The sequence below is a fragment of the Mesorhizobium sp. M7A.F.Ca.MR.148.00.0.0 genome, from assembly GCF_003997735.1.
Lineage (GTDB): Bacteria > Pseudomonadota > Alphaproteobacteria > Rhizobiales > Rhizobiaceae > Mesorhizobium.
This window is the reverse complement of sequence record NZ_RZTB01000100.1, coordinates 1-21198: the sequence shown is the minus strand read 5'-3', so window position 1 is coordinate 21198 and position 21198 is coordinate 1. Positions and strand designations below refer to the sequence as shown.

Annotated in this window: 16 protein-coding genes; 8 read left to right on the top strand and 8 right to left on the bottom strand. The window is 64.2% G+C overall.

Going from position 1 to position 21198, the window contains the following annotated elements:
* The first annotated feature begins 56 nt into the window (after positions 1-56).
* Both EOB49_RS26275 and EOB49_RS26270 read left to right on the top strand, forming a co-directional pair.
* Complete coding sequence (locus EOB49_RS26275; RefSeq protein ID WP_127382695.1) at positions 57-1343, top strand: FAD-binding oxidoreductase; 1287 nt, start codon at positions 57-59, stop codon at positions 1341-1343.
* Positions 1344-1605: 262 nt separating this feature from the next.
* A complete protein-coding gene (locus EOB49_RS26270) occupies positions 1606-2430 on the top strand; it encodes an SH3 domain-containing protein (RefSeq protein ID WP_127382694.1) in 825 nt (274 codons plus the stop codon).
* Between the two features lie 12 nt (positions 2431-2442).
* Here the strand turns inward: EOB49_RS26270 and EOB49_RS26265 are convergent, their stop codons facing one another.
* Positions 2443-3189 (bottom strand): SDR family oxidoreductase, encoded by a 747-nt coding sequence (locus EOB49_RS26265; RefSeq protein ID WP_127382693.1) that lies wholly within the window; start codon positions 3187-3189, stop codon positions 2443-2445.
* A 314-nt stretch (positions 3190-3503) separates the two neighbouring features.
* On the opposite strand from EOB49_RS26265, the gene zwf reads away from it, so the two are divergent.
* The 3 genes from zwf to edd all read left to right on the top strand — a co-directional run bounded on the left by zwf (position 3504) and on the right by edd (position 7568).
* Positions 3504-4973 (top strand): glucose-6-phosphate dehydrogenase, encoded by a 1470-nt coding sequence (gene zwf / locus EOB49_RS26260; protein ID WP_127382692.1) that lies wholly within the window; start codon positions 3504-3506, stop codon positions 4971-4973.
* On the top strand, positions 4955-5671 hold the full coding sequence (pgl, locus tag EOB49_RS26255; protein WP_127382691.1) for a 6-phosphogluconolactonase: 717 nt from the start codon (positions 4955-4957) through the stop codon (positions 5669-5671). The genes zwf and pgl overlap by 19 nt, the downstream gene beginning before the upstream one ends.
* 73 nt (positions 5672-5744) lie before the next feature.
* Positions 5745-7568 carry a phosphogluconate dehydratase gene (gene edd / locus EOB49_RS26250; RefSeq protein ID WP_127382690.1) on the top strand — a complete coding sequence of 608 codons (1824 nt, stop codon included), beginning with the start codon at positions 5745-5747 and terminating at the stop codon, positions 7566-7568.
* A 67-nt stretch (positions 7569-7635) separates the two neighbouring features.
* Here edd and EOB49_RS26245 read toward each other — a convergent pair whose 3' ends face one another.
* The 4 genes from EOB49_RS26245 to EOB49_RS26230 all read right to left on the bottom strand — a co-directional run bounded on the left by EOB49_RS26245 (position 7636) and on the right by EOB49_RS26230 (position 14260).
* Positions 7636-9300, bottom strand: a complete 1665-nt coding sequence (locus EOB49_RS26245) for a VWA domain-containing protein (protein WP_127382689.1) — start codon at positions 9298-9300, stop codon at positions 7636-7638.
* A 311-nt stretch (positions 9301-9611) separates the two neighbouring features.
* Positions 9612-10574, bottom strand: a complete 963-nt coding sequence (locus EOB49_RS26240; RefSeq protein ID WP_013530232.1) for a GlxA family transcriptional regulator — start codon at positions 10572-10574, stop codon at positions 9612-9614.
* Positions 10575-10630: 56 nt separating this feature from the next.
* Positions 10631-11530, bottom strand: a complete 900-nt coding sequence (folD, locus tag EOB49_RS26235) for a bifunctional methylenetetrahydrofolate dehydrogenase/methenyltetrahydrofolate cyclohydrolase FolD (protein WP_127269251.1) — start codon at positions 11528-11530, stop codon at positions 10631-10633.
* A 180-nt stretch (positions 11531-11710) separates the two neighbouring features.
* Entirely contained in the window at positions 11711-14260 is a 2550-nt protein-coding gene (locus EOB49_RS26230; protein WP_127382688.1) for a Wzz/FepE/Etk N-terminal domain-containing protein, read from the bottom strand.
* A 198-nt stretch (positions 14261-14458) separates the two neighbouring features.
* Between EOB49_RS26230 and EOB49_RS26225 the strand changes: the two genes are divergently transcribed.
* A complete protein-coding gene (locus EOB49_RS26225; protein WP_127382687.1) occupies positions 14459-15754 on the top strand; it encodes a lipopolysaccharide biosynthesis protein in 1296 nt (431 codons plus the stop codon).
* Here the strand turns inward: EOB49_RS26225 and EOB49_RS26220 are convergent.
* Genes EOB49_RS26220 through EOB49_RS26210 form a run of 3 tightly spaced genes read right to left on the bottom strand, consistent with a single transcriptional unit; the run spans position 15747 to position 18633 of the window.
* Positions 15747-16673, bottom strand: coding sequence for a DUF6492 family protein (locus EOB49_RS26220; RefSeq protein WP_127382686.1), 927 nt, complete (start codon positions 16671-16673; stop codon positions 15747-15749). The genes EOB49_RS26225 and EOB49_RS26220 overlap by 8 nt on opposite strands.
* Positions 16670-17464 (bottom strand): WecB/TagA/CpsF family glycosyltransferase, encoded by a 795-nt coding sequence (locus tag EOB49_RS26215; protein ID WP_127382685.1) that lies wholly within the window; start codon positions 17462-17464, stop codon positions 16670-16672. The genes EOB49_RS26220 and EOB49_RS26215 overlap by 4 nt, the downstream gene beginning before the upstream one ends.
* Positions 17461-18633 (bottom strand): glycosyltransferase family 4 protein, encoded by a 1173-nt coding sequence (locus tag EOB49_RS26210; RefSeq protein ID WP_127382684.1) that lies wholly within the window; start codon positions 18631-18633, stop codon positions 17461-17463. The genes EOB49_RS26215 and EOB49_RS26210 overlap by 4 nt, the downstream gene beginning before the upstream one ends.
* Positions 18634-18805: 172 nt before the next feature.
* Here EOB49_RS26210 and EOB49_RS26205 point away from each other — a divergent pair, with 172 nt between their 5' ends.
* Positions 18806-19804: a glycosyltransferase gene (locus EOB49_RS26205; RefSeq protein ID WP_127382683.1), complete on the top strand. Its 999-nt coding sequence runs from the start codon at positions 18806-18808 to the stop codon at positions 19802-19804.
* On the top strand, positions 19773-21119 hold the full coding sequence (locus EOB49_RS26200; RefSeq protein WP_127382682.1) for an O-antigen ligase: 1347 nt from the start codon (positions 19773-19775) through the stop codon (positions 21117-21119). Before EOB49_RS26205 ends, EOB49_RS26200 begins: the two co-directional genes overlap by 32 nt.
* Positions 21120-21198 lie beyond the last annotated feature (79 nt).

Sequence of the window (21198 nt, the reverse complement as noted above, 5' to 3'; positions counted from 1 at the left end):
ATTCCCCTATTCCCCTATTCCCCTACTCCCCTACTCCCCTACTCCCTGCGAGCATCATGCCTTACCAATCCCCAATTTCCCCCGGCCGTTCCTGGTACGAGGACACGGCGGGACCGAGGCCCGAATATCCCGGACTGGACGGCGACCGGACATGCGATGTCGTCATCATTGGTGGCGGCTTCACCGGGCTGTCGGCGGCGGCGCATCTGGCCAAGGCAGGCACCAATGTCGTGCTGATCGACGCGTACCGCTTCGGCGATGGCGCCTCCGGGCGCAATGGCGGGCAGCTCGGCACCGGCCAGCGCGCCTGGGCCGAGGACCTGGAATCCGAGTATGGCTTGGCCCGCGCCAAGGCGCTGTTTGATCTTGCCGAAGAGGCCAAGGCGCATCTCCTCGAATTCACTGCCGCCAACCAGATCGATATCGACTATATGCCGGGCCAGCTCTCGGTGGCGCACAAGCCGCGCTATGTCGACGACTACAAGGCGCATGCCGAGATCATGGCGAGCCGTTTTGCCTACCCGCATATCTCGTTCATGGATGCCAGGGAGACGGCGGAGCGGTTGGGCTCGACCGCCTATTTCGGCGGCACGCGCGATACCGGCACAGGGCACATCCATCCGATGAAGCTGGCGATCGGCACGGCGCGGGTGGCAGCGCTTGCAGGCGCGCAGCTGTTCGAGGGGTCGCCGTCGACCGGCATCATGTCCAGTGGCGGCAAGGTCAAGGTTTCGACACCGAGGGGGACGGTGACGGCGCAAAAATGCCTGATAGCGGTCAACGCCTATGGCGGCGCGCTCGAGCCGGTGAGTGCGGCGCACATCATGCCGATCGGTTCCTTCATCGGTGCGACCGTGCCTCTGGGAGCGCACTCGAACGTTTTGCCGGGCGGCGAGGCGGTCGACGATTCCCGCTTCGTCGTGCGCTATTTCCGCAAATCGAAGGACGGGCGGCTGCTGTTTGGCGGACGCGAGGTTTATGGCGTCAACGATCCGAAGGATATCCACATTCACATCCGCCGCCAGATCGCGGAACTCTATCCGGCGCTCGGGGATGTCGAGATCACGCATGGCTGGGGCGGCTATGTCGGCATCACGGTGCCGAGAAAGCCTTTCGTGCGCGAAGTGATGCCCAATGTGATCTCGGCCGGCGGCTATTCCGGCCACGGCGTCATGCTGTCGAACTATTTCGGTAAACTCTATGCTGAAACCGTTGCCGGCAACCGCGACCGGCTGAAGCTGATCGAGGATCTGAAAATCCCGCCCTTCCCCGGCGGTCGACGCTTCCGCACGCCGCTGCTGTTCCTGGCGCTCAACTGGTTTGCGGTGCGGGACAGGATCTAGCCGACCGACCTGATGTAATATTGTAATATTCATTGTAACATTTGTTGCCCGTGCGACGCATTGCGCAATTTCCCGCAAAGGCGCAGAATCCCCTATAATGGCGTACTGATGCCACAATCGCAGGCGAAAGCTGCCGGTTCTGGGCGATTGTTCGGGGATTGTTGCGGGACTGCCCGCGTTGTTTTTGGGACCTATGCGGATCAGACGCCGGACTTCCGGCACCGACTGAAAGAACGTCGGCCCGCTTATGGAGGTGGCAAGAGTGAGAGAGCCCTTCAGTTTCGGTACGCCGGAACGTCGGCGCTTTGCCATGCAGTTCGGATACGACATGCGGCCGTCCTTCTGGCAGGAAGTCCGTTCGAACTCGCATCTGGTGATCGCCGCGATCGGCACCGCCGCGTTGCTTAGCGTCGCCGCCGTGGCGCTGTGGCTGGCATTGCCGGCCAGCGACAGGCAAGCGGCAGCGAGCCCCGAACAAACCATTCCAACCGTTCCGGTGAAGACGACGAAAATAACCCCGGTTGGGGCCGCGGTCGCCACGGCAGCCGTGCCGCAGGCGCGCAAGTCCGACGCGATTCCGACAACCGTGGCGGCCGCGCACGCCAACATCCCCGCACTCGCCGCCAATGATCCGCGCTGGACCGGTTCGCAGCCGAAGGACGCAACCACGTCCGATTCGACCGCTCCCAAGGCAGCGGACAAGCAAGCGGCGGCATTCGCACAGCCGGCAGCCGCTACCGATGCCGCCACCGAACTTGCCAAGGTAGCCGCGCCCAGCGCAGCCACGGGCAACCACCCCGACGGCGCACAAACCGCCGCCATCCCCGCGGTGCAGCCGCAAGTGCCAGCGGCGGAAGGCGATGACAGCCATGCCAAGGCGAAGCCCAGGAAAGCCGCAGCCGCCGGAACAGGCCGCATCCTGAGGGCCGTGACCATGCGAAGCGGCCCGAAGAAAAATGCCGCCGCCATCGGTACGGTGCCAGCCAAAACCTCGGTGCAGGTGAAGAGCTGCAAGCAATGGTGCCAGATCACCTACAACGGCAAGACCGGCTGGATCTACAAGAGTTACATCAAGACCGGCGCGTGACGCCTGGCACTTTCAGATGCAGCGGCCGCCATCTACCTCCAGCGCCACGCCGGTGATGAAGGCGGCCTCGTCCGAGGCCAGCCAGAGTGCGGCATTGGCGATGTCGAGCGGCGTCGAAAGCCGGCCGAGCGGGATCGATGCGCGGAACTTCTCGCGGATTTCGGGCGTATCGGCGCCCATGAATTTCTCCAGCATGCCGGTCTCGCCGGCAACCGGGCAGAGGCAGTTGACGCGGATGTTCTTCGGCGCCAGTTCGACCGCCATCGACTTGGTGGCGGTGATCGCCCAGCCTTTCGACGCGTTGTACCAGGTGAGGCCGGGGCGCGGCCGCAGACCCGCGGTGGAGGCCGTGGTCAGGATGACGCCGCCGCCCTGCCGCTCCATGATCGGCACCACGGCAAGTGCCGCGTGATAGATCGCCTTCATGTTGATGGCGGTTATCAGGTCGAAGGTCTCCTCGTCGACATTGAGCATATCGCCGTTGCGATGGGTGTAGCCGGCATTGTTGACCATGATGTCGATGCGGCCGAAGGCGCTTTTGGCGGCATAGACCATCTCGTCGAATTCGGAGCGCAGCGAGACGTCGGTCTGGGTCCAGATCGCCGCTTCTCCGATCTCACCGGCGACGCGTTCCGCGCCCCTGGCGTTGAGGTCGGCGACAACGACCCTGGCGCCCTCCTGCGCAAAGCGCCTGGCGATGCCCTCGCCAAAACCCGACGCAGCACCGGTGATGATCGCAACCTTGTTTTCCAGACGCATGTTTTTTCCGCTCACTATTGGTGACGATCAACGGGCACGTCATTAGCGCTCATCCGCGCAAAGCCACGGCTTCTGACTGGATTGGCCGAAAGATGTGGAGCCATCGCCGATTTCTCCTTTGGCTTTCGCGTCGATCCCGCTCTATGCTGCAACTGCGAAGGCTTCCGGAGCCGCGCCTTCGACAAGCCTCCGGGTCATCGGACTGTCAAGGGGCAGGCGCATACACCCAGATGTGACACCATGGCACTGGAAAATTTAAATCGATTAGATTATATCAGCCGCGTCACAGCGACCGGCGTCAAAGCGGACAGACCATGACCAGCCAGATCATCCCCGTCGAGCCTTTCGACTTCATCATTTTCGGCGGCACCGGCGATCTGTCGGAACGCAAGCTTCTGCCGTCGCTCTATTATCGCCAGCGCGACCATCAGTTTTCGGAGCCGACACGCATCATCGGCACGTCGCGCTCGAAAATGAGCGACGAAGAATTCCAGGCCTTCGCCAAACAGGCGATCTCCGAGCACGTCAAACCGGCCGACATCGACGCCAAGGAACTGAAGACTTTCCTGGCGCGGCTGTCCTACGTCTCGGCCGATGCGACGAACGGCGCCGGATTCGACAAGCTCAAGAAGGCGATCGGCGACAGCGACCGCATCCGCGCCTTCTACCTTGCGGTGGCGCCGGCGCTGTTCGGCGACATCTCGCACAAGCTGAAAGAGCACAATCTGATCACGCCGAACTCGCGCATCGTGCTGGAAAAGCCGATCGGCCGCGATCTCGATTCGGCACGCAAGCTCAACGACCTGGTCGGCGACGACTTCCACGAAAGCCAGATCTTCCGCATCGACCATTATCTCGGCAAGGAGACGGTGCAGAACCTGATGGCGCTGCGCTTTGCCAACGCGCTCTACGAGCCGTTGTGGAATTCAGCCCATATCGACCATGTGCAGATCACCGTGGCCGAAACCGTCGGCCTGGAGGACCGCGTCACCTATTACGATAAGGCCGGCGCGCTGCGCGACATGGTGCAGAACCATATGCTGCAGCTCTTGTGCCTCGTCGCCATGGAAGCGCCGTCGTCGATGGATGCCGACGCCGTGCGCGACGAAAAGCTGAAGGTGCTGCGGGCACTGAAGCGCATCAATGGCAACGAGGCGCCGAAGCACACGGTGCGCGGGCAGTATCGCGCCGGGGCTTCGGCCGGCGGACCGGTGAAAGGCTATGTCGAGGAGCTCGGCAAGGACAGCAACACCGAAACCTTCGTCGCCATCAAGGCCGAGATCGGCAATTGGCGCTGGTCGGGCGTTCCGTTCTATCTCCGCACCGGCAAGCGGCTGGCGACGCGGGTTTCGGAAATCGTCATCGAATTCAAGCCGATCCCGCATTCGATCTTCGGCGACAGCGCCGGACCGATCTTCGCCAACCAGCTGGTCATCCGGCTACAGCCCGACGAAGGCGTCAAGCAGTTCATCATGATCAAGGATCCGGGCCCGGGCGGCATGCGGCTGCGCCAGATCTCGCTCGACATGAGTTTTGCGCAGTCCTTCGACGGCCGCGCCCCGGACGCCTATGAGCGGCTGATCATGGACGTCATCCGCGGCAACCAGACGCTGTTCATGCGCCGCGACGAAGTCGAGGCGGCCTGGAAGTGGATCGACCCGATCCAGAATGCCTGGGAAAGCGCCAGGCAGGAGGCGCAAGGCTATACGGCCGGCACTTGGGGTCCATCGGCCTCGATAGCACTGATCGAACGTGACGGGCGGACATGGCACGAGAGCAATTGAACAGCGCCGCCTATGAGTGGAACGGCTTCGCCGGACGCCAGGATTTGGCAGCGGCGCTGGCCGGTCATGTCGCCGGCCGCCTGACAAAGGCAGTCGCCGAGCGCGGCACGGGGCTGCTCGCCGTCTCCGGCGGCACCACGCCGGCAAAGTTCTTCGCCGCCCTTTCAGCGATACCCATCGCCTGGGACAAGGTGATCGTGACGCTGGTCGACGAGCGTTTCGTGCCGGCCTCCTCGCCACGCTCCAATGCCGGGCTGGTGACCGCCAACCTGTTGCAGAACGCGGCCAAGGCGGCTCGTTTCGTGCCGCTCTATCACGAAGCCACCAGCATCGAAGATGCGGCCTCGTCCGATGATGCAGCGCTCCGGTCCTTGCCATGGCCGCTCGATGTCGTCGTGCTCGGCATGGGGCCGGACGGCCACACCGCCTCGTTCTTTCCCGATGCCGACGATCTGGCGACGCTGCTCGACCCGTCTTGCGACAGGATCGTGCTGCCGGTTCATGCGGCAAGTGCGGGCGAGCCGCGGCTGACCCTGTCGCTGGCGCGCATCGTCGAGGCCGGCTTCATCGCGCTGCACATAGAGGGTGAGGACAAGCGTATCGCCTTCGACGGCGCGGTGGCGCCCGGGCCGCGAAAGCCAATCCGTGCCGTGCTCGACGCAGCGCATAAGCCCGTAGAGGTTTTCTGGGCCCCCTGAATTTCGATTTACTCTGGTCCCGGCAAACGGCGGGAGGATGTTTCCGGGACCTCGCCTGAAAGGACCGACCGCCATGACCGCCAGACGCGACATCGAAGCCATCACCGAACGCATCCGCCAGCGCTCAAAGACGGGCCGCGAGCGTTATCTCGGCCGCATCGCCGAGGCATCGAACCGCACCGCCAACCGGGCTGTGCTGTCGTGCGGCAATCTCGCCCACGGCTTTGCGGTGTGCAGCCCCTCGGAAAAGCTCGCGCTGGGCGCCGACAAGGTGCCGAACCTCGGCATCATCACCTCCTACAACGACATGCTGTCGGCGCATCAGCCGTTCGAGACCTTCCCCGCGCTGATCAAGGACGCGGCCCGCGAAGCCGGTGGCATTGCGCAGGTGGCCGGCGGCGTGCCGGCGATGTGCGACGGCGTCACCCAGGGCCAGCCCGGCATGGAGTTGTCGCTGTTTTCGCGCGATGTCATCGCCATGGCCGCAGCGATCGGCCTGTCGCACAACATGTTCGACGCCGCCGTCTATCTCGGCGTCTGCGACAAGATCGTGCCGGGGCTGGTGATAGCCGCCCTCACCTTCGGCCATCTGCCGGCGGTGTTCATCCCGGCCGGACCGATGACGACCGGGCTGCCCAATGACGAGAAGGCCAAGGTCCGCCAGCTCTACGCCGAGGGCAAGGCCGGGCGCGCCGAACTGCTGGAAGCCGAGTCCAAATCCTATCATGGGCCGGGCACCTGCACCTTCTACGGCACGGCGAATTCCAACCAGATGCTCATGGAGATCATGGGCCTGCACACGCCGGGCGCTTCCTTCGTCAACCCCGGCACGCCGCTGCGCGAGGCGCTGACCCGCGAGGCGACGAAGCGGGCGCTGGCGATCACCGCGCTCGGCAACGCCTATACGCCTGTCGGCCGGATGATCGACGAGCGGTCGATCGTCAACGGCATCGTCGGTCTGCACGCCACTGGCGGCTCGACCAATCACACCATCCACCTGATCGCCATGGCGGCGGCGGCCGGCATAGCCATCACCTGGCAGGATATTTCCGACCTTTCGGAAGCCGTCCCGCTGCTGGCGCGGGTCTATCCGAACGGCCTCGCCGACGTGAACCATTTCCACGCCGCCGGCGGGCTCGGCTTCCTGATCCGCGAACTGCTCGACGAAGGCATCCTGCATGAGGATGTGCAGACGGTGTGGGGCGAAGGGCTGCGGCCCTATGCGGTCGAGGCAAAGCTCGGCGCCGACGGAGGCGTGGTGCGCGAGGCCTCGCCGAAGGCAAGCGGCGACGAAAAGGTGCTGGCGCCGTTCAACAAGGCATTCCAGGCGACCGGCGGTCTGAAGGTGCTGTCAGGCAATCTCGGCCATGCCGTCATCAAGACTTCCGCGGTGAAGCCGGAGCGGCGTATCATCGAGGCGCCGGCCAAGGTCTTCGACAGCCAGCAAGGCCTGAACGATGCGTTCAAGGCAGGCACGCTGACCGGTGATTTCATCGCCGTCATCCGCTTCCAGGGACCGAAGGCCAATGGCATGCCGGAACTGCACAAGCTGACCACCGTGCTCGGCATCCTGCAGGATCGCGGCCAGCGCGTCGCGCTGGTCACCGACGGGCGCATGTCTGGCGCCTCCGGCAAGGTGCCGGCGGCGATCCATGTGACGCCGGAGGCGGTCGAGGAGGGTCCTATCGCCAGGATCCATGAAGGCGACATCATCCGGCTCGACGCCGAAGCCGGCACACTCGAAGTCCTGGTGCCGGCCGGGGAGTTCGCCTTGCGCCGAACGGCGGATGCCGATCTCATCGGCAACGAGTTCGGCTTCGGCCGCGAACTGTTTGCCGGCTTCCGGCAATTGGTCGGCCGCGCCGACCATGGCGCCAGCGCCTTCGGCACCGCTTGACGGCAGTTCTGCGTCGTTCATGAAAAAGGGCGGCACATGGCCGCCCTCTTGCGTTGTGCATACGATTCTATTGCACGGTTAGCTCGGCTCGCTCGCCGGCCTTGACCGTCACGTTGCCTTCTTTCGAACTGTTGTCGGATTTCTCCGAAACGATGGCGTAGTCGCCCGCCGGGATCGCTGCCTGATACTTCTGGTCGAATGCATAGCCAAGCGACTTGCGGTTGCCGTTGATGTCCTTCTTGGCCTCGAAAATCTCGATCTTCGAGGCTCCGGGCGCGGTGATCGCCAGCACGCCGGCATTCATTGCGACCTTCAGATCCTGAAATTCGCCCACCTTGACAGTGAACGGCTGCTCGACGACGGCGAGATCAACCGTCGCAATCAACACATAGTCATCGGGCGGCAGATCGAATTTGCTGTCGGGTCCGTAGGCATAGGTCACCTCGTCCCTGGTTCCATCGATCTTCTTTTTTGCCTTGAGCACCTTGAAGCCGACGCCTGAACCGTCCGCCTTGTCGCCGCCCGCAGCATAGTAAGCATTGGCAACGACATGGCCAACACCGGCAACCATGTCCTTTTCCACGGTCTTGCCGGCAGCCAGCGGAATCGTCTCGGTAGCCACGCCCTGCCCGATCGTGACAGTCACCTTCTGGTCGCCGGCCGGCAACACGGCTTTCGTCGTCCCATAGAAGGTGGCGGGCATGTCAGCACCAGGATAGTCGATGACGACAGCCGCGCCATCGACGACATCCGCCCCCGCGCTCGGTCGCGGGTGGATGATGAGCGTGCCGGCATTCAAGTTGAAAAGCGGCTTGTAGACCTGGCCGGCCTCGATCTTGACCTTCTGCTCGGTTTTCGCCTGGCCGTCACTGGCCACGACGATATAGTCGCCCGGTTCCAGATTGGCCTTGTAGGCGCCGTATTCGGTGCTGACGTAGTCGCCGCGCGTACCGTCGGGTTTGGCCTTGTAGATTTCCCAGGCGTTGCCGTCAGTGACGGGATCGCCGCCCTCGGCAAGCACCGCTATCGGCAGGAAATTGAATTCCGGTTTGGCCGGCTCCGGCGCGGGCGCTGGCGCAGGTGCCGGAGCCGGTTCAGGAGCAGGCGCCGGCGCCGCCACTGTCTCGGCAAGCGCCTCCTGCAACGCCTTCTCGTCGGAGGCCTGGATGTACTTGCCGCCGGTGTTGTCGGCGAGGCAGGCGATCTGCTTGCCCTCGTCGGCGGTGAGGCCGAAGCCGACGACATCGGCCGTGAAGTCGACGCCGGAAGCCTCGAGCTCCTTGCCAAGCGCGCAGGGGTCGCCGCCGCATGTTTCGAGCCCGTCGGTGATGAGCACGACCGTCGCCTTGTCCTCGGTGTATTTCAGCGCCTCGGCCGCCTGTTTGACCGCCGCCGTCAGCGGCGTCTTGCCGAGGAATTTCAGGCTGTCGGCGGCGGCCGAAATGGCGCTGCCCGAACCTGCCTGCGGCGGTACGATCAGCTGGATGTCGTCGCAACTGCCCTTTTCACGATGGCCGTAGGCCATGAAGCCGATCTCGGCGTCGGCCGGAACCGATTGAAGCACGGTTCGAAGCGATTCTCGGGCGATTTCGAGCTTGGGTTTGCCGTCGATCTGCGCCCACATCGAGCCGGACGCATCGAGAATGACGATGACCTTGTTTGCGGCGAAGCCGAACGTCGTCATCGACAAAAGGAGGATCGCCGCAGCGACGCCCCGTGCAAGTCCCGCCATCGAAATCTCCTAAATCCGCCCCTGATCCGGGCGGCAAGCTATTTGACGCGGCGCCGGGACACAAGTCCGGGCACCTTGTGAGCTTTCCACGATAGGAATTTTTTCTTGACTAGGTGCACTCAGCTATGGTACATTTTTGCCTATGGTGCTGATTTGCGCCGGTGACCCGCCGCTCAGGCGGGTTTTTCGTTTGATGCACCCGTCAGCCAACGCGGCGGCGAAGGCTCCGAAAGAACCCGTTACCCGAATTCGCTACCCTGGCCCGATGCGCCGGGCCGAATGCCGAACTCTTCAATGAAACGAAAACCCGCTCAGTAGGTCGTGCGGCGTTCTTCCGAGGGCGGCCTGCCGAATTGCAGCCGGTAGCTCTGGGCGAAGTAGGAATGCGAGGTGAAGCCGGTCGCGATCGCCACGTCGAGGATCGGCATGTTGGTCTGGCGCAGCAGTTCGCGCGCCCGCTCCAGCCGCAACCGCATATAATAACGGCCGGGCGTGACGCTGAGGTGGCGCAGGAACAGGCGCTCGACCTGGCGCACCGAAAGGCCGGCGGATTTGGCCAGCTGCACTGCCGAAAGCGGCTCGTCGAGGTGGTCGGCCATCAGTTCGACGATGCGCCTGAGCTTCTCCGACTTGCCGGTCAGGTCGCGTTCCGGCCCGACGCGCTGGCGGTCTCCGGCCGAGCGGATGCGTTCGTGCTGGAACTGGTTGGCGACGCCATTGGCGAGGTTCGAGCCGAAATCGCCGCGCACGATCTCCAGCATCAGGTCGATCGAAGTGGTGCCGCCGGCACAGGTGTAGCGCTTGCGGTCGATCTCGAAGACGTTGCCGGTGCAGTTGATGTCGGGGAAGCGCTCGACGAAGCCGGCACGGTTTTCCCAATGGATGGTGCAGCGATAGCCTTCGAGCTGGCCGGCCTCGGCCAGCAGGTAGGAGCCGACCGACAGGGCTCCGAGCGCATTGCCGCGCCGGCCCCAGCTGCGCAAAGCCGCCAGCACCTTGCTCTTGCCGGGAAATTCCGTCGTCAGCCCGACCGAGACGAAGAGGATGTCGACCGGCGGCAGGTCGGCAACGGCGTAGTCGATCTTGAGCGGCAGGCCATTGGAAGCCATCACCGGATCGCCGTCGGCCGACACCGTCGTCCAGCCGTAGAAGTCGCGGCCAAGCAACCGGTTCGCCGACCGGAACGTATCGATCGCGGCAGCCAGCGAGAACATGGAGAACTTGTCTACCAGCAGGAATGCGAACTGCCGCCCGCCTTGAACGGGGTCAGTCATGACCGGCCGTTCTGAGGGAACACTGGGGTTCGGCAAAGCTGCGGCTTTCTGGCGGGTCAGAAGGACGGCCGTTTCAATCCGGCCGCTAGGTAGGCCGAGGCTAACGTATTGGCCATCAGCATGGCAATGGTCATCGGCCCGACACCGCCGGGAACCGGCGTGATGGCGCCGGCGGCCTTAGCCGCTTCGGCATAGGCGACATCGCCGACGAGGCGGGACTTGCCCTCGCCCTTTTCCGGCGCCGGAATGCGGTTGATGCCGACATCGATGACGGTGGCGCCGGGCTTCACCCAATCACCCCTGATCATCTCCGGCCTGCCGACGGCCGCGACAAGGATATCGGCGGTGCGGGCCAAGGCGGGCAGATCCCTGGTGCGGCTGTGGGCGATAGTGACGGTGCAGTTGGCGGCAAGCAGCAGGTTGGCCATCGGCTTGCCGACGATGTTGGAGCGGCCGACGACGACGGCGTTGAGGCCGGACAGGTCCTTGCCGCGCACCCGCTCGATCAGAAGCATAGAGCCGGCCGGCGTGCAAGGCACGAAGGCTGTCTCGAGTTCACCGGTGCCGAGCTTGCCGACATTGATGAAATGGAAGCCGTCGACATCCTTTTCCGGCGCGATGGTCTGGATGATCTTGCCGGCGTCGATATGGGCCGGCAGCGGAAGCTGCACGAGGATGCCGTTGATGGCCGGATCGGCGTTGAGATCGCCGATGATCTTCAGCAACGCCGGTTCCGAGGTTTCGGCCGGCAGCGTGTGCTGGACGGAATGAAAGCCGCATTCCTTGGCGGTGCGCGACTTGGACGCGACATAGACCTGGCTGGCCGGGTCCTCGCCGACGATAACCACGGCAAGACCCGGCTTGGCCTGGCCCTTGGCGACAAGCTCAGCCGTCAGGGTCTTGACCGACCCCACAACGTCGCCGGCAACGCTCTTGCCATCAATCACTTCGGCCATGGACTACCCTCAACACCAGAATGCCCAAGCGCGTCGCTTGCGGAAGCGACGCGCTTTTTGATCTTTCACAGCGTGGCATTTTCACGAAAATTCCAACATGCAATCCCGCCAAAGCGCCGTCCCATGCCGTTTACGCGAAACCGGCATGTTTTTGTACGACACAGCGCAGATTTTTGTGGCTCAGAAGTAGCGACGCCGCACGCGGCTCTCGGTCAGTTCGCGAACCGCTTCGCGGAATTCGCGCAGGCTGGCGCGGATTTCCTCGATTGGCGCTTGCTGCTCGGCATCCTCCGCGGCCCGCGACGGCTCCGCCGATCGCTGATGAGGCTGAGGCGCCTGCTGCTGCGGGAGGGACGGCTGTGGATAGGACTCGGAAGCAGGCTGAGCCGGATCGGGCTGCAGCCCGGCATTGGCGGCCGGCATCGATTGCGGATAGGGATAGGCCGGCGGCTGTGCGTAGCCCAATGGCTGCGCGTAGGGATAGAGCTGCGGCCCGGAATATGGCCGCTGCTGCACCATGGGAGGCGGCAGTGGCGGCTGCGCCGTCTGCTGCGGATGGCCGCCGGGCTGGAAAGGCCGCGACGGGTATGCTGCCGCGGCCGCCTGCCGAGGCTCGAAGGCCGGCGCCGATTGGGGGTAAGCGGAGTATTGCGGATCCTGCATCGGCTTCGCGTTTTCGGCAGAGGCCCATTCAACGGTATCGAACGGCTCCTCCCGGGACGGCCTGCGTGAGACGGACTTGTGCAGCCTCGACAGCAAGGCACCGATCCGGCCGGAACCTTCGGCCGGCGAGACCCCGGCTTGCTGGACAGGCGATGGCGCGCCAGGCGGTGGTGATGCAGGCGGGGGTGTCGATGGCTGCGGCGCTGGTGGTTGTGGCGGCGCCGGCGGCGGCGCTGACCGATATGCCTTGTCTTCGTAAGGCGTCCGGTGTTCGTCCGTGCCATGGTCGCGACGCGAGCGCGAATTGGCGGTGTCACGCAGGCTCTCATAGGCGCCACGCATAGCTCCGAGGCCAATGCCGGAGGCGAAACCCAGCAACAGGCCGGCGAGCGCGACCACGACCCGCGACGGCCCGTTCGGCTCGAGCGGCGCGAAGGCCTTCGAGATCACATTGATGTTGGCTGTGTTGATGTCCTTCTGCTCGCCGGTCTCCTTGGCGCGCAGCAGATACTGTTCGTAGACGGAACGCTTGGCGGTCGCCTCGCGCTCCAGTTCGCGCATCGACACAAGGTCGCTGTTGACGTCACCGCTGCGGACCTTCAGCTGCGCCAGGCGAGAGGCAAGATCCTGTTCGAGCTGGACCGCGCGCTTGAGGTCGACCTGCAGCGACGAGCCGATGCGGCGCAGCTCCGAGGCGATGCGGTCGCGTGCGCCGGCAATCTGGGCATTGAGCGCCTGGAGTTCGGGATGACGCGGGCCGAACCGAATGGCGGCGCGGTCAGCCTCCTGCTTGAGCGATGCATATTGCGAACGCAGATCGCTCATCGAGTTGGAGTTGATCTCCTCCGGCAAGGTACCGGTGAGAACCGAATTGACGTCGACCGAACGCGCCGAGGCCGCCCGGGCATTCAGCTCCAGCGTGCGGGCGCGGGCAACCGACAGCTGCTCGTTGAGTTTCAGCATTTCGTCATCGCTGATGAGGTGGCCCTGCGCGTCGACAAGGTCGTGCGTGGCCCTGAAATCCTCGACCTTGCGCTCGGCCGCCTCGACCCCTTTGCGCAACTCGTCAAGCCTGGCCGTCAGTTCGTCGGTGGCGCGGCCTGCGGTGTCCGACTGTATCTGGCCGAAGGTCTGCAGGAAGACATCCGTCATCGTGTTGGCGATGAGGGCCGATTTCTCGCCATTCTGCGTGGTGGCGCTGACGGTGATGACGAAGGTCTTGCCGCCGCGCTCGACCGAAAGGCTCTCGGCCAGATTGCCGACAGCAAGCGCGCGGCGGCGGCTGTCGTCGACACCCCCCGGCCCGTCATTGCGCGACAGGACGGAGCGGATGAGCGACATGACGCTAAGGCCGCCGCCGCCTTGCCCATTGAATTCGGGGTCGTTGACCAGATTGAGCTTGTCGACGACCTTGTTGAGAACGGTGCCTGAGGTCAGCACCCGAACCTGGTTCTCGACGATGGCCAGCGTGGCGTCGGAAGCGACGACCGACTGGGTGAGATCGCGGTCGGTGAGCTTCAGGTCGCGCGGGTCGACGATCAGTTCGGTGGTGGCCTCATATTTCTTCGGCGTCGACAGCGCGATGGCAATGCCGAGCGCGGCGCCCAGTATTGTCGTCGTCACGATCAGCAGCTTCGACTTGCCGACACCGCGCACGACCTGCATCGGATCGATCAGCGGCTTCCACTGCTGGCTGTCCCTGCCGTCGTTTCGGGATACCGACGCGTCGCCTGCAGCGTAAGGTTCCGATGCACGATCGGCGCGACGGGCGCCGGCGGTTTCGGCGGCACCAATTTGTGTCCGTGGCGTCGTTTGCGCGCGATATGATGACGAAGCTTGCTCATGATCCCCGTCGGTCGCGGCCGGATCCGACAGTTTCGGGTTGCGCGCCTCGCGCTGCGAACGGGCGAGGCGATGACGCGTGGCGGCATCCTCGCGCCATGACGGGTCTGCCCGGTCGCCTATCGAGACCAGGGACGCGTCGGGTTCGTCGCCGCGCACAGCCTGGCCAAGCGCCAGCAATGAGCGCTCGCGCTTCCAGTCCTCGCGGTTTTCCCTGTCGACCATCGTCTGGAACTTTACCTTTGGCGACCTGCAAACGGCGCTTGGCCATTCGTTAAGCCACGCTAAACAGGCATGGAAAACAAAAGGTTAATTTTCCCGCACCGAAGCGTCGGTTTCTCGCTTCGGTTGCATCTATTTTCGACACAGGCTCAGCCTCCAGAACGGCACGTTAAGTTTTCCCGCCTAGGCTCTCCTTGAGACATGACGCAGGCCAGTGACATACCGCAAAGGCGGCCCCTCGCCCGGATCGGCAGCTTTTTGGCCGAACGACGAGGGCTGCTTCGCGACTATTTCTCGGCGATCAGCGGCGCCGGCGGACGGCTGGTGTTTTCACTCGCCTATTTCATCGCGCTGGCCAACACGCTGTCCATTTCCGAGTTCGGCATGTTCGCCACCGCTTCGGCGGCCGGTGTCATGCTGTCGCGCATCCTCGCCTTCGGGTTCATCTCGGCGCTCTACCGCACCGCCACCATCCGCCCCAATCTGATCGGCACCTTTTCCGCCGGCTTCCTGCTGCTCGGCGCGCTGTCGCTGCCGCTGCTGGCCGCGGCCTCGTTCGGCGTCTATCTGCTTTTCTTCGCCGATACCGTGCCGCTGTCGGTGTTTGCTGCGATCGTCTTTGCCGAAGCGCTGCTGTGGCGGCCGGTCGAGGTGGCGCTGATCGTCAACAATGGCCTGGGCAAATTCGGTCGCGCCGCGCTGCTGGCTATCCTGGCGACGGCACTGCGGGCGCTCGCCGCGGTGCTGTTCATGTTCTCAGCACAACACAGTGTCTGGATATGGTCGTGGTTCTATATCGGCGCCAATGCCGCCTCGCTGCTGATTGCCTTCGGCTTCTTCTACCCCCGCCAGCGGTTGCGGCTGCGCATCGAGCTCTATCTCAGGCGATTGGCCGATTCCATCTATGTGGCCGGCGCCGAAGTGCTGTTCTACCTGCAGATGGAGTTCGACAAGCTGCTGGTGCTGGCGATCGGCGGCCCGCATCTGGCTGGCATCTACACCATCATCATGCGGCTGGTCGACCTGACCGCCATTCCGATCCGCACCTTCTCGATGATGCTGGTGCAGCGCATGATGCGCGCGCCGGAACTGCTGTCACGGCTGGCGGTCAAGAGCGGCATCGAAGGCGGTGTGTTCGCGGTGTCGACGCTGGCACTGCTGACGCTCGGCATCGTGCTACATTTCTTCCCCAATGCGCTCGGCAAGAATGTCGCCGAGGCTGCCCCGCTGGTGGTGCTGGCGATCTGCGTGCCGGGACTGCGCAATCTGGTCGAATACCAGGCCGAGCTTTTGTTCGCACGCGGCCAGACGCTGGTGCGGGCGCTCAATCTCGGCCTGCTCGCCGCGCTGAAGGCGCTGTTGCTGACCTATGTGCTGACGACCATCCTCGACACGCCGAACCTGGTGCTGTCGCTCAATGTCGTGTTCCTGGTTCTGTATCTCGCCTCGACGCTGCTCACCTATTCGGCGATGCGCAAGCCGGCAAAGGCTATCTAGTTAAGCCAATCAGACGGCGGATGCGGCCGATATCGGTGCCGATGAAGGATTGCATGCCGATCGCCACCTGCTCCGGCGCCATGGCGGCAACGAAGCGGCGGAACTCGTCATCCGAAAGCGCTTCGCCGGTCCAGTGGACGCGGCAGAACTCTTCGGAACCGTGGAAGTGGCCGGCACCGTCCAGCAGATCGTCGACATAGCGGCCGTAGATCATGCATTCGGAGAATTTGCGCGCCGAGCCGACGACCTCGACCCAGTCGCGGCCATGGACCTTCTCGATCTCGCCGCACATGGCCAGCACGGTGTCGCGCCGCCAGGCGATCAGCGTCGAGATGTAGTCGTGGACCGATGTCCGGGACGGATCGATGCCGAGTGCCGACCCCGCGTTGCGCGACCAGATGCGATGCTCCTCATGACCTTCGTCCGCCAGCACGCCGTCGCGGCGGAACAGCCGCGCCTTGCCGTCGCGCCAGAAGGCGGCGCAGTCGAAAGGTTTGAGGAAGGCAACATCGGAATCGCAGAAGATCAGCACATCTTGAGATGCATGCGCCGAGATGGCGATGCGACGCAATTGCTGCACGTGCCAGCCACGCAGCGGCTGGGTCTTCAGGCTGAGCCAGACGCGCCGGCGAAACAGGCTGAGCGGATCGTCGAATGCGTGCAGCCAGCGCGGCAGCAATTCACGCTCGTCGACGACCGTGCGGCGGCCGGTTTCCAATTGGCGAAACAGCCTGACGTCGCGATGTTCGACCAGGATGTAATGGTGCGCCGCGCCCGAAACGTGGCGATCAAGTGTCTCGCACAGCAGGCGGCAGCGCTCGAAGTCGGGCGCGTAGCTTGCCGTCACGATGGCCGCCGTCGGTGTCTGCCGCAGCGGGCCTGGCTCGACAGCGGTGCCTGGCACGAACCTGCTGTTCACTTGACATCCCCCGCGGCTTCGGGCGCAAGCGAGAATTTCTGCCTGACCACGCGCAGCAGGAACAGTGGGTTGCCGACCACATAACGGCGCCACAGGCGGCTCGGTTCGACAGCCAACCGGAACAGCCATTCGAGCCGCAGCCGGCGCATCCACAAGGGCGCGCGGGGCACCGCGCCGCTCAGGAAATCAAGCAACGCGCCGACGGCGATCGGCAGCGTGCAGTGGCGCGCGTCGATGTGGCGTTCGATCCACAATTCCTGGCGCGGCACGCCCATGGCGACGAGCAGCACGTCGGGCCGAAGCGCGGCGATCCGGTCGACGATTTCCTGCTCCTGCGAAGCAGGGAAATAGCCGTCATGGATCACCACGAATTTGTGCTGCACCGCCAAGGCGGCCAGCTTGACCGAAGCCGCTTCGGCATTGACACGCGTCGCGCCGAGCAGCCCAACGGTCAGCGGCGTCGTCGAGGCCTGCAGGAAGGCCGGGACGAAATCGGTGCCGTTGAGATTGTCGGGAAACGGCGCCCCGTAGAGTAGCCTCGCCGCCAGATCGATACCGATGCCGTCGGGCAGGATGAGGAAATCATCGAGTGCCCCGGCGAACACCGGGTCGGTATAGGCGATGTTGGCGTTGTGGGCGTTGAGGAAACTGACCTTGGTGAAGCGCCGCTCGGCAATCAACCGGTTCAGCAGGGCGATGGCATCGTTCCAGCGGACCGCAACCACCGGGATGCCAAGGATCGTCATCAGCTTGTCGAGCCCGAACGCAGCGCGGGCGGAATGCATGTTCATGCAAACGCCTCCTGCCTGGCAGGCTCAAGCTCTTCGAGGCCGAGCCGGATGGCAGCGTCGAGCGCCTTGACCTGCGAGCCCCGGAACGCGCTGCCGTCGACGTCGCGGATGTCGGCGGCCGCAGCCTCGAGAGCCTTGGCGAAGGCGACGGGATCGTCGGTGACGACGCAGTTGGCCGGACGGTGGTCGATGCCGCGCAGCGAACGGCTGGTGGCGACCGAAGGCAGGCCGAGCTCGAAGGTTTCGATGGTCTTCAACTGGACGCCGCTGCCGGCGGTGCTGATCAGGGGGATGACGGCTGCACTGCGCACGAAAGCCTGCGCGTCGGGCACGCGGCCGACAAATTCAACACCGGGATGCTTGGACGCGACGCCCGAAGGCAAGTGGCCGGCGATGCGGATGCGGAAATCGGGCCGCAGATGCGGCACGACCTTGCCCAGGAACCAGTCGAGGCCGATGCGGTTCGGCTGCCAGGTCCAGGTGCCGATCAGGGCGGCGTCGCAGTCGATGCGGCGCGGGCCTTTCAGGGTTGGCGCCTGGGCACCGGTCACCAGCGGCAGCACCGCCGAGCGGTTGTCGGAGGCGACACCGAGTGCGGCGCGGTCTTCCTCGGCCAGAGTGAAGACGAAGCGCGCCCGGCGGCAGAGACGCTCTTCGACGGCCTTGAGCAACCTCGCCTCACGACGAAACAGCAGGCGCTGGAAGAGGCTGCCGGCGGCAGCGGCGTTCTCCCGCGCCGAAAGATGCTCGACATTATGGGCAACGAAGATCGAAGGCCGCTCGGTGAACAGCTTTTCGAAGGCGCCGGCGAACTGCACGGAATTCAGCACGTAGCCGTCAACCGGTCCAGCTTGCTCGATGGCAGCGAGAACATCGCTGTCGGACACGGCGCGCAGCTTGACCGACGCGAAGGTGAGGCCCGAAAGCAGCGCCTTGCCGACCCAGGCCAGCTTCTGCCGCGCGGAGGCACTGTCCGTGCGCACGTCGATGGCACCCAGCACCATGGTGTTTTCGGGGTCGGCCGCGGGTTTCCCGGGCCAGGTGAAACCAATGACGGTTACGCGCACGCCAGCGCGCCGCAGGGCGGCGATGATCGCAGCGTTTGCGATCTCGTAGCCCGAGGCGAGAGCACCGTCGGGCACGATCGATGTGGCGAACAGTAGATGCATCTCACCTATCCAGTGGTGTAGCCGGTAGCAAAGCGCGGTGAACCCTTGATTAAGCGAGCACATTCGACGGCCGAAAGCCTCTGCTTGCAGGCGTTCTCCGTGCAAGGTGATTAACGAAACCTTATCAACCGTGGTGCTACCAGAGCCCAACTCACCATGTGGCTGGACACGGATGATCCCTTTGCCATCGGACGGTTCGGTATCGGTCGCGGGACGCACGCCGCGACTTGACGTCGAGGCCGTTGAAGCCGTCGTCACCTTGCCGACCTTCAAGCGTCCCGAGCAGGTACTGCAAACGCTGGCGTCGCTGCGCGCGCAGCAAACCGGCAGGCGCTTTGCCGTGATCGTCATGGAGAACGAAGCCGAGGCGCGGGCCGGCGCCAAGGCAGCGCTGCCGCTGTTCGAGCGCGGCGAGATGCCGGGCCTGGTGATCATCGCGCATGAGCGCGGCAATTGCAGCGCCTACAATGCCGGCTGGCAGACGGCGATCCTGCAATTCCCGAACTTCAGGCATCTGCTGGTCATCGACGATGACGAGATCGCCGATCCGCAGTGGCTGGAACGGATGTGCCGGGCTGCCGAAACGCTGGGCGCCGATATTGTCGGCGGCCCGCAGGTGCCCGTGTTTGCCGACCCCGCCAATGCGCGATGGGCCGAGCATCCGGTGTTCGCGCCGCCCTACCGGGAGACAAAGCGGGTGCCGGCGCTCTATTCGTCCGGCAATCTTCTGGTCGGGCGCAACGTGCTGATCGCCATGGGTCCACCCTTTCTCGATCTCAGATTCAACTTCATGGGCGGCGGCGATTCCGATTTTCTCAGCCGGTCGGCGCAAAAGGGCTTTGTGCTGGGCTGGTGCGCCGAGGCCAAGGTGCATGAAACCGTCCCGGCCCGGCGTATCGAAGCCGACTGGATCCGTGCCCGCAGCCTGCGCAATGGCGTGATCTCGACACTGGTCGAAAAAAAGAAGCGCGCCGGCACACCGCTGGCCGGCGCCAAGGTGTTGCTGAAGAGCCTGGCGCTGCTTGCCGCCTCGCCGTTTCGCGGCCTGATCCGGCTGGCGCGGACCGGATCGCCTGATATCGCCATCTACCCTGTCCATGTGGCGCTGGGCCGCGTGCTGGCCGAATTCGGATATGCCAATGAGCAATATCGCCAGCCTGAGAAAAACTGAGCGCGCGCCGCTCAGCGCCGCGTTCACGCGCGAAGGCGTGGCCACCGCCATTGCCGCGCTGCTGTTCACCGTCATCATGGTGTCCTTCCGGCCGTTCCAGCCGGGCGGCGCAGAACTCACCGGTCAAGGCGGCGACATCGTCAACCAGCTTGGCTTCGGTTCGCTCGGCGCCATGTCGATCTTCTCGCTGATGGCCTTTGCCGATCCGCGTGTGGTACGCTCGCTGCTCAGCCCGTCCTGGGTGCTGATGCTGGGCTTCTTTTTCCTCTCGGTGATCCTGTCGACCGATCCGCCTTCGGCGATGCGCGCCGCCTCCTTCACCCTGATCGGCATCCTGACAATGGCGACGATCCTGGTGCTGCCGCGCGACGCCGAAGCCTTCTCGAAGGTAATCATCTTCACCGCCGTCGTGGTCATGGGCCTTTCCTATCTCGGCCTCATCGTTTTTCCGCACGAGGCGATGCACACCGCCGACTCGCAGGAGCCCGAGCATGCCGGCCTGTGGCGCGGCGTGTTCACCCACAAAAACATCGCCGGGCCGATCATGGCCTGCCTCAGCTTCGCAGGCCTCTATCTCTACCGGCGCGGACAGCGCTATTGGGGCGCCGGGATCTTCTTCGCAGCGATGATCTTCATGCTGCACACCGGCTCCAAGACGACAGCCGGCCTGGTGCCGTTCTCGATTCTGATCGTGATGTTCCCGAGCCTGATAGGCATGCGGCTCGGCACGCCAATCCTTTTTGCGCTGGCGATCGTCGCGACAGCGGTCGGCACGCTGGGCATCGTATTCCTGCCGCCGGTAAAACATCTCGCGGCGATCTATTTCCCGGACATGACCTATACGGGCCGCACGACGCTGTGGGAGTTCGCCGGCAGCATGCTAGCGAAGAAGCCATGGACCGGTTACGGATATGAGAGCTTCTGGGGCACGCCCTTGCTGCTCAACCAGGACCAGCCCTTCGACCGGCCGTGGGACATCCGGACCATCGTGCACGGCCATGACGGCTACCTCGACATCGCCGTGCTGATGGGCATTCCGGCACTCTGCGTGGCGGTCTACACTTTCCTCATCGCGCCGCTGCGCGACTACATGCGCATTCCGTTGCGCAGGGAAAACATTTTTCTCGGTGACTTCTTCATGATGGTGGTGCTGTTCACGGCGCTGAACGCCTTCCTCGAAAGCTTCTTCTTCCATCGCGGCGACCCGGTCTGGCTGTTCTTCGTGCTCGGCGTATTTGGCCTCAGGCAAGTCTCGCTGCGGCCGATGGCAGTGCGCGATCCCGATCGCGGCTCGCGATCTTTCCGTTCCTCCTGACGGGGGCTTCCCCGGGGAAGCGCCAGCGTCTATGTGAAGGCCTTCCTTCGGAGGGCTTTCGATGACGATCAGGCTTGTT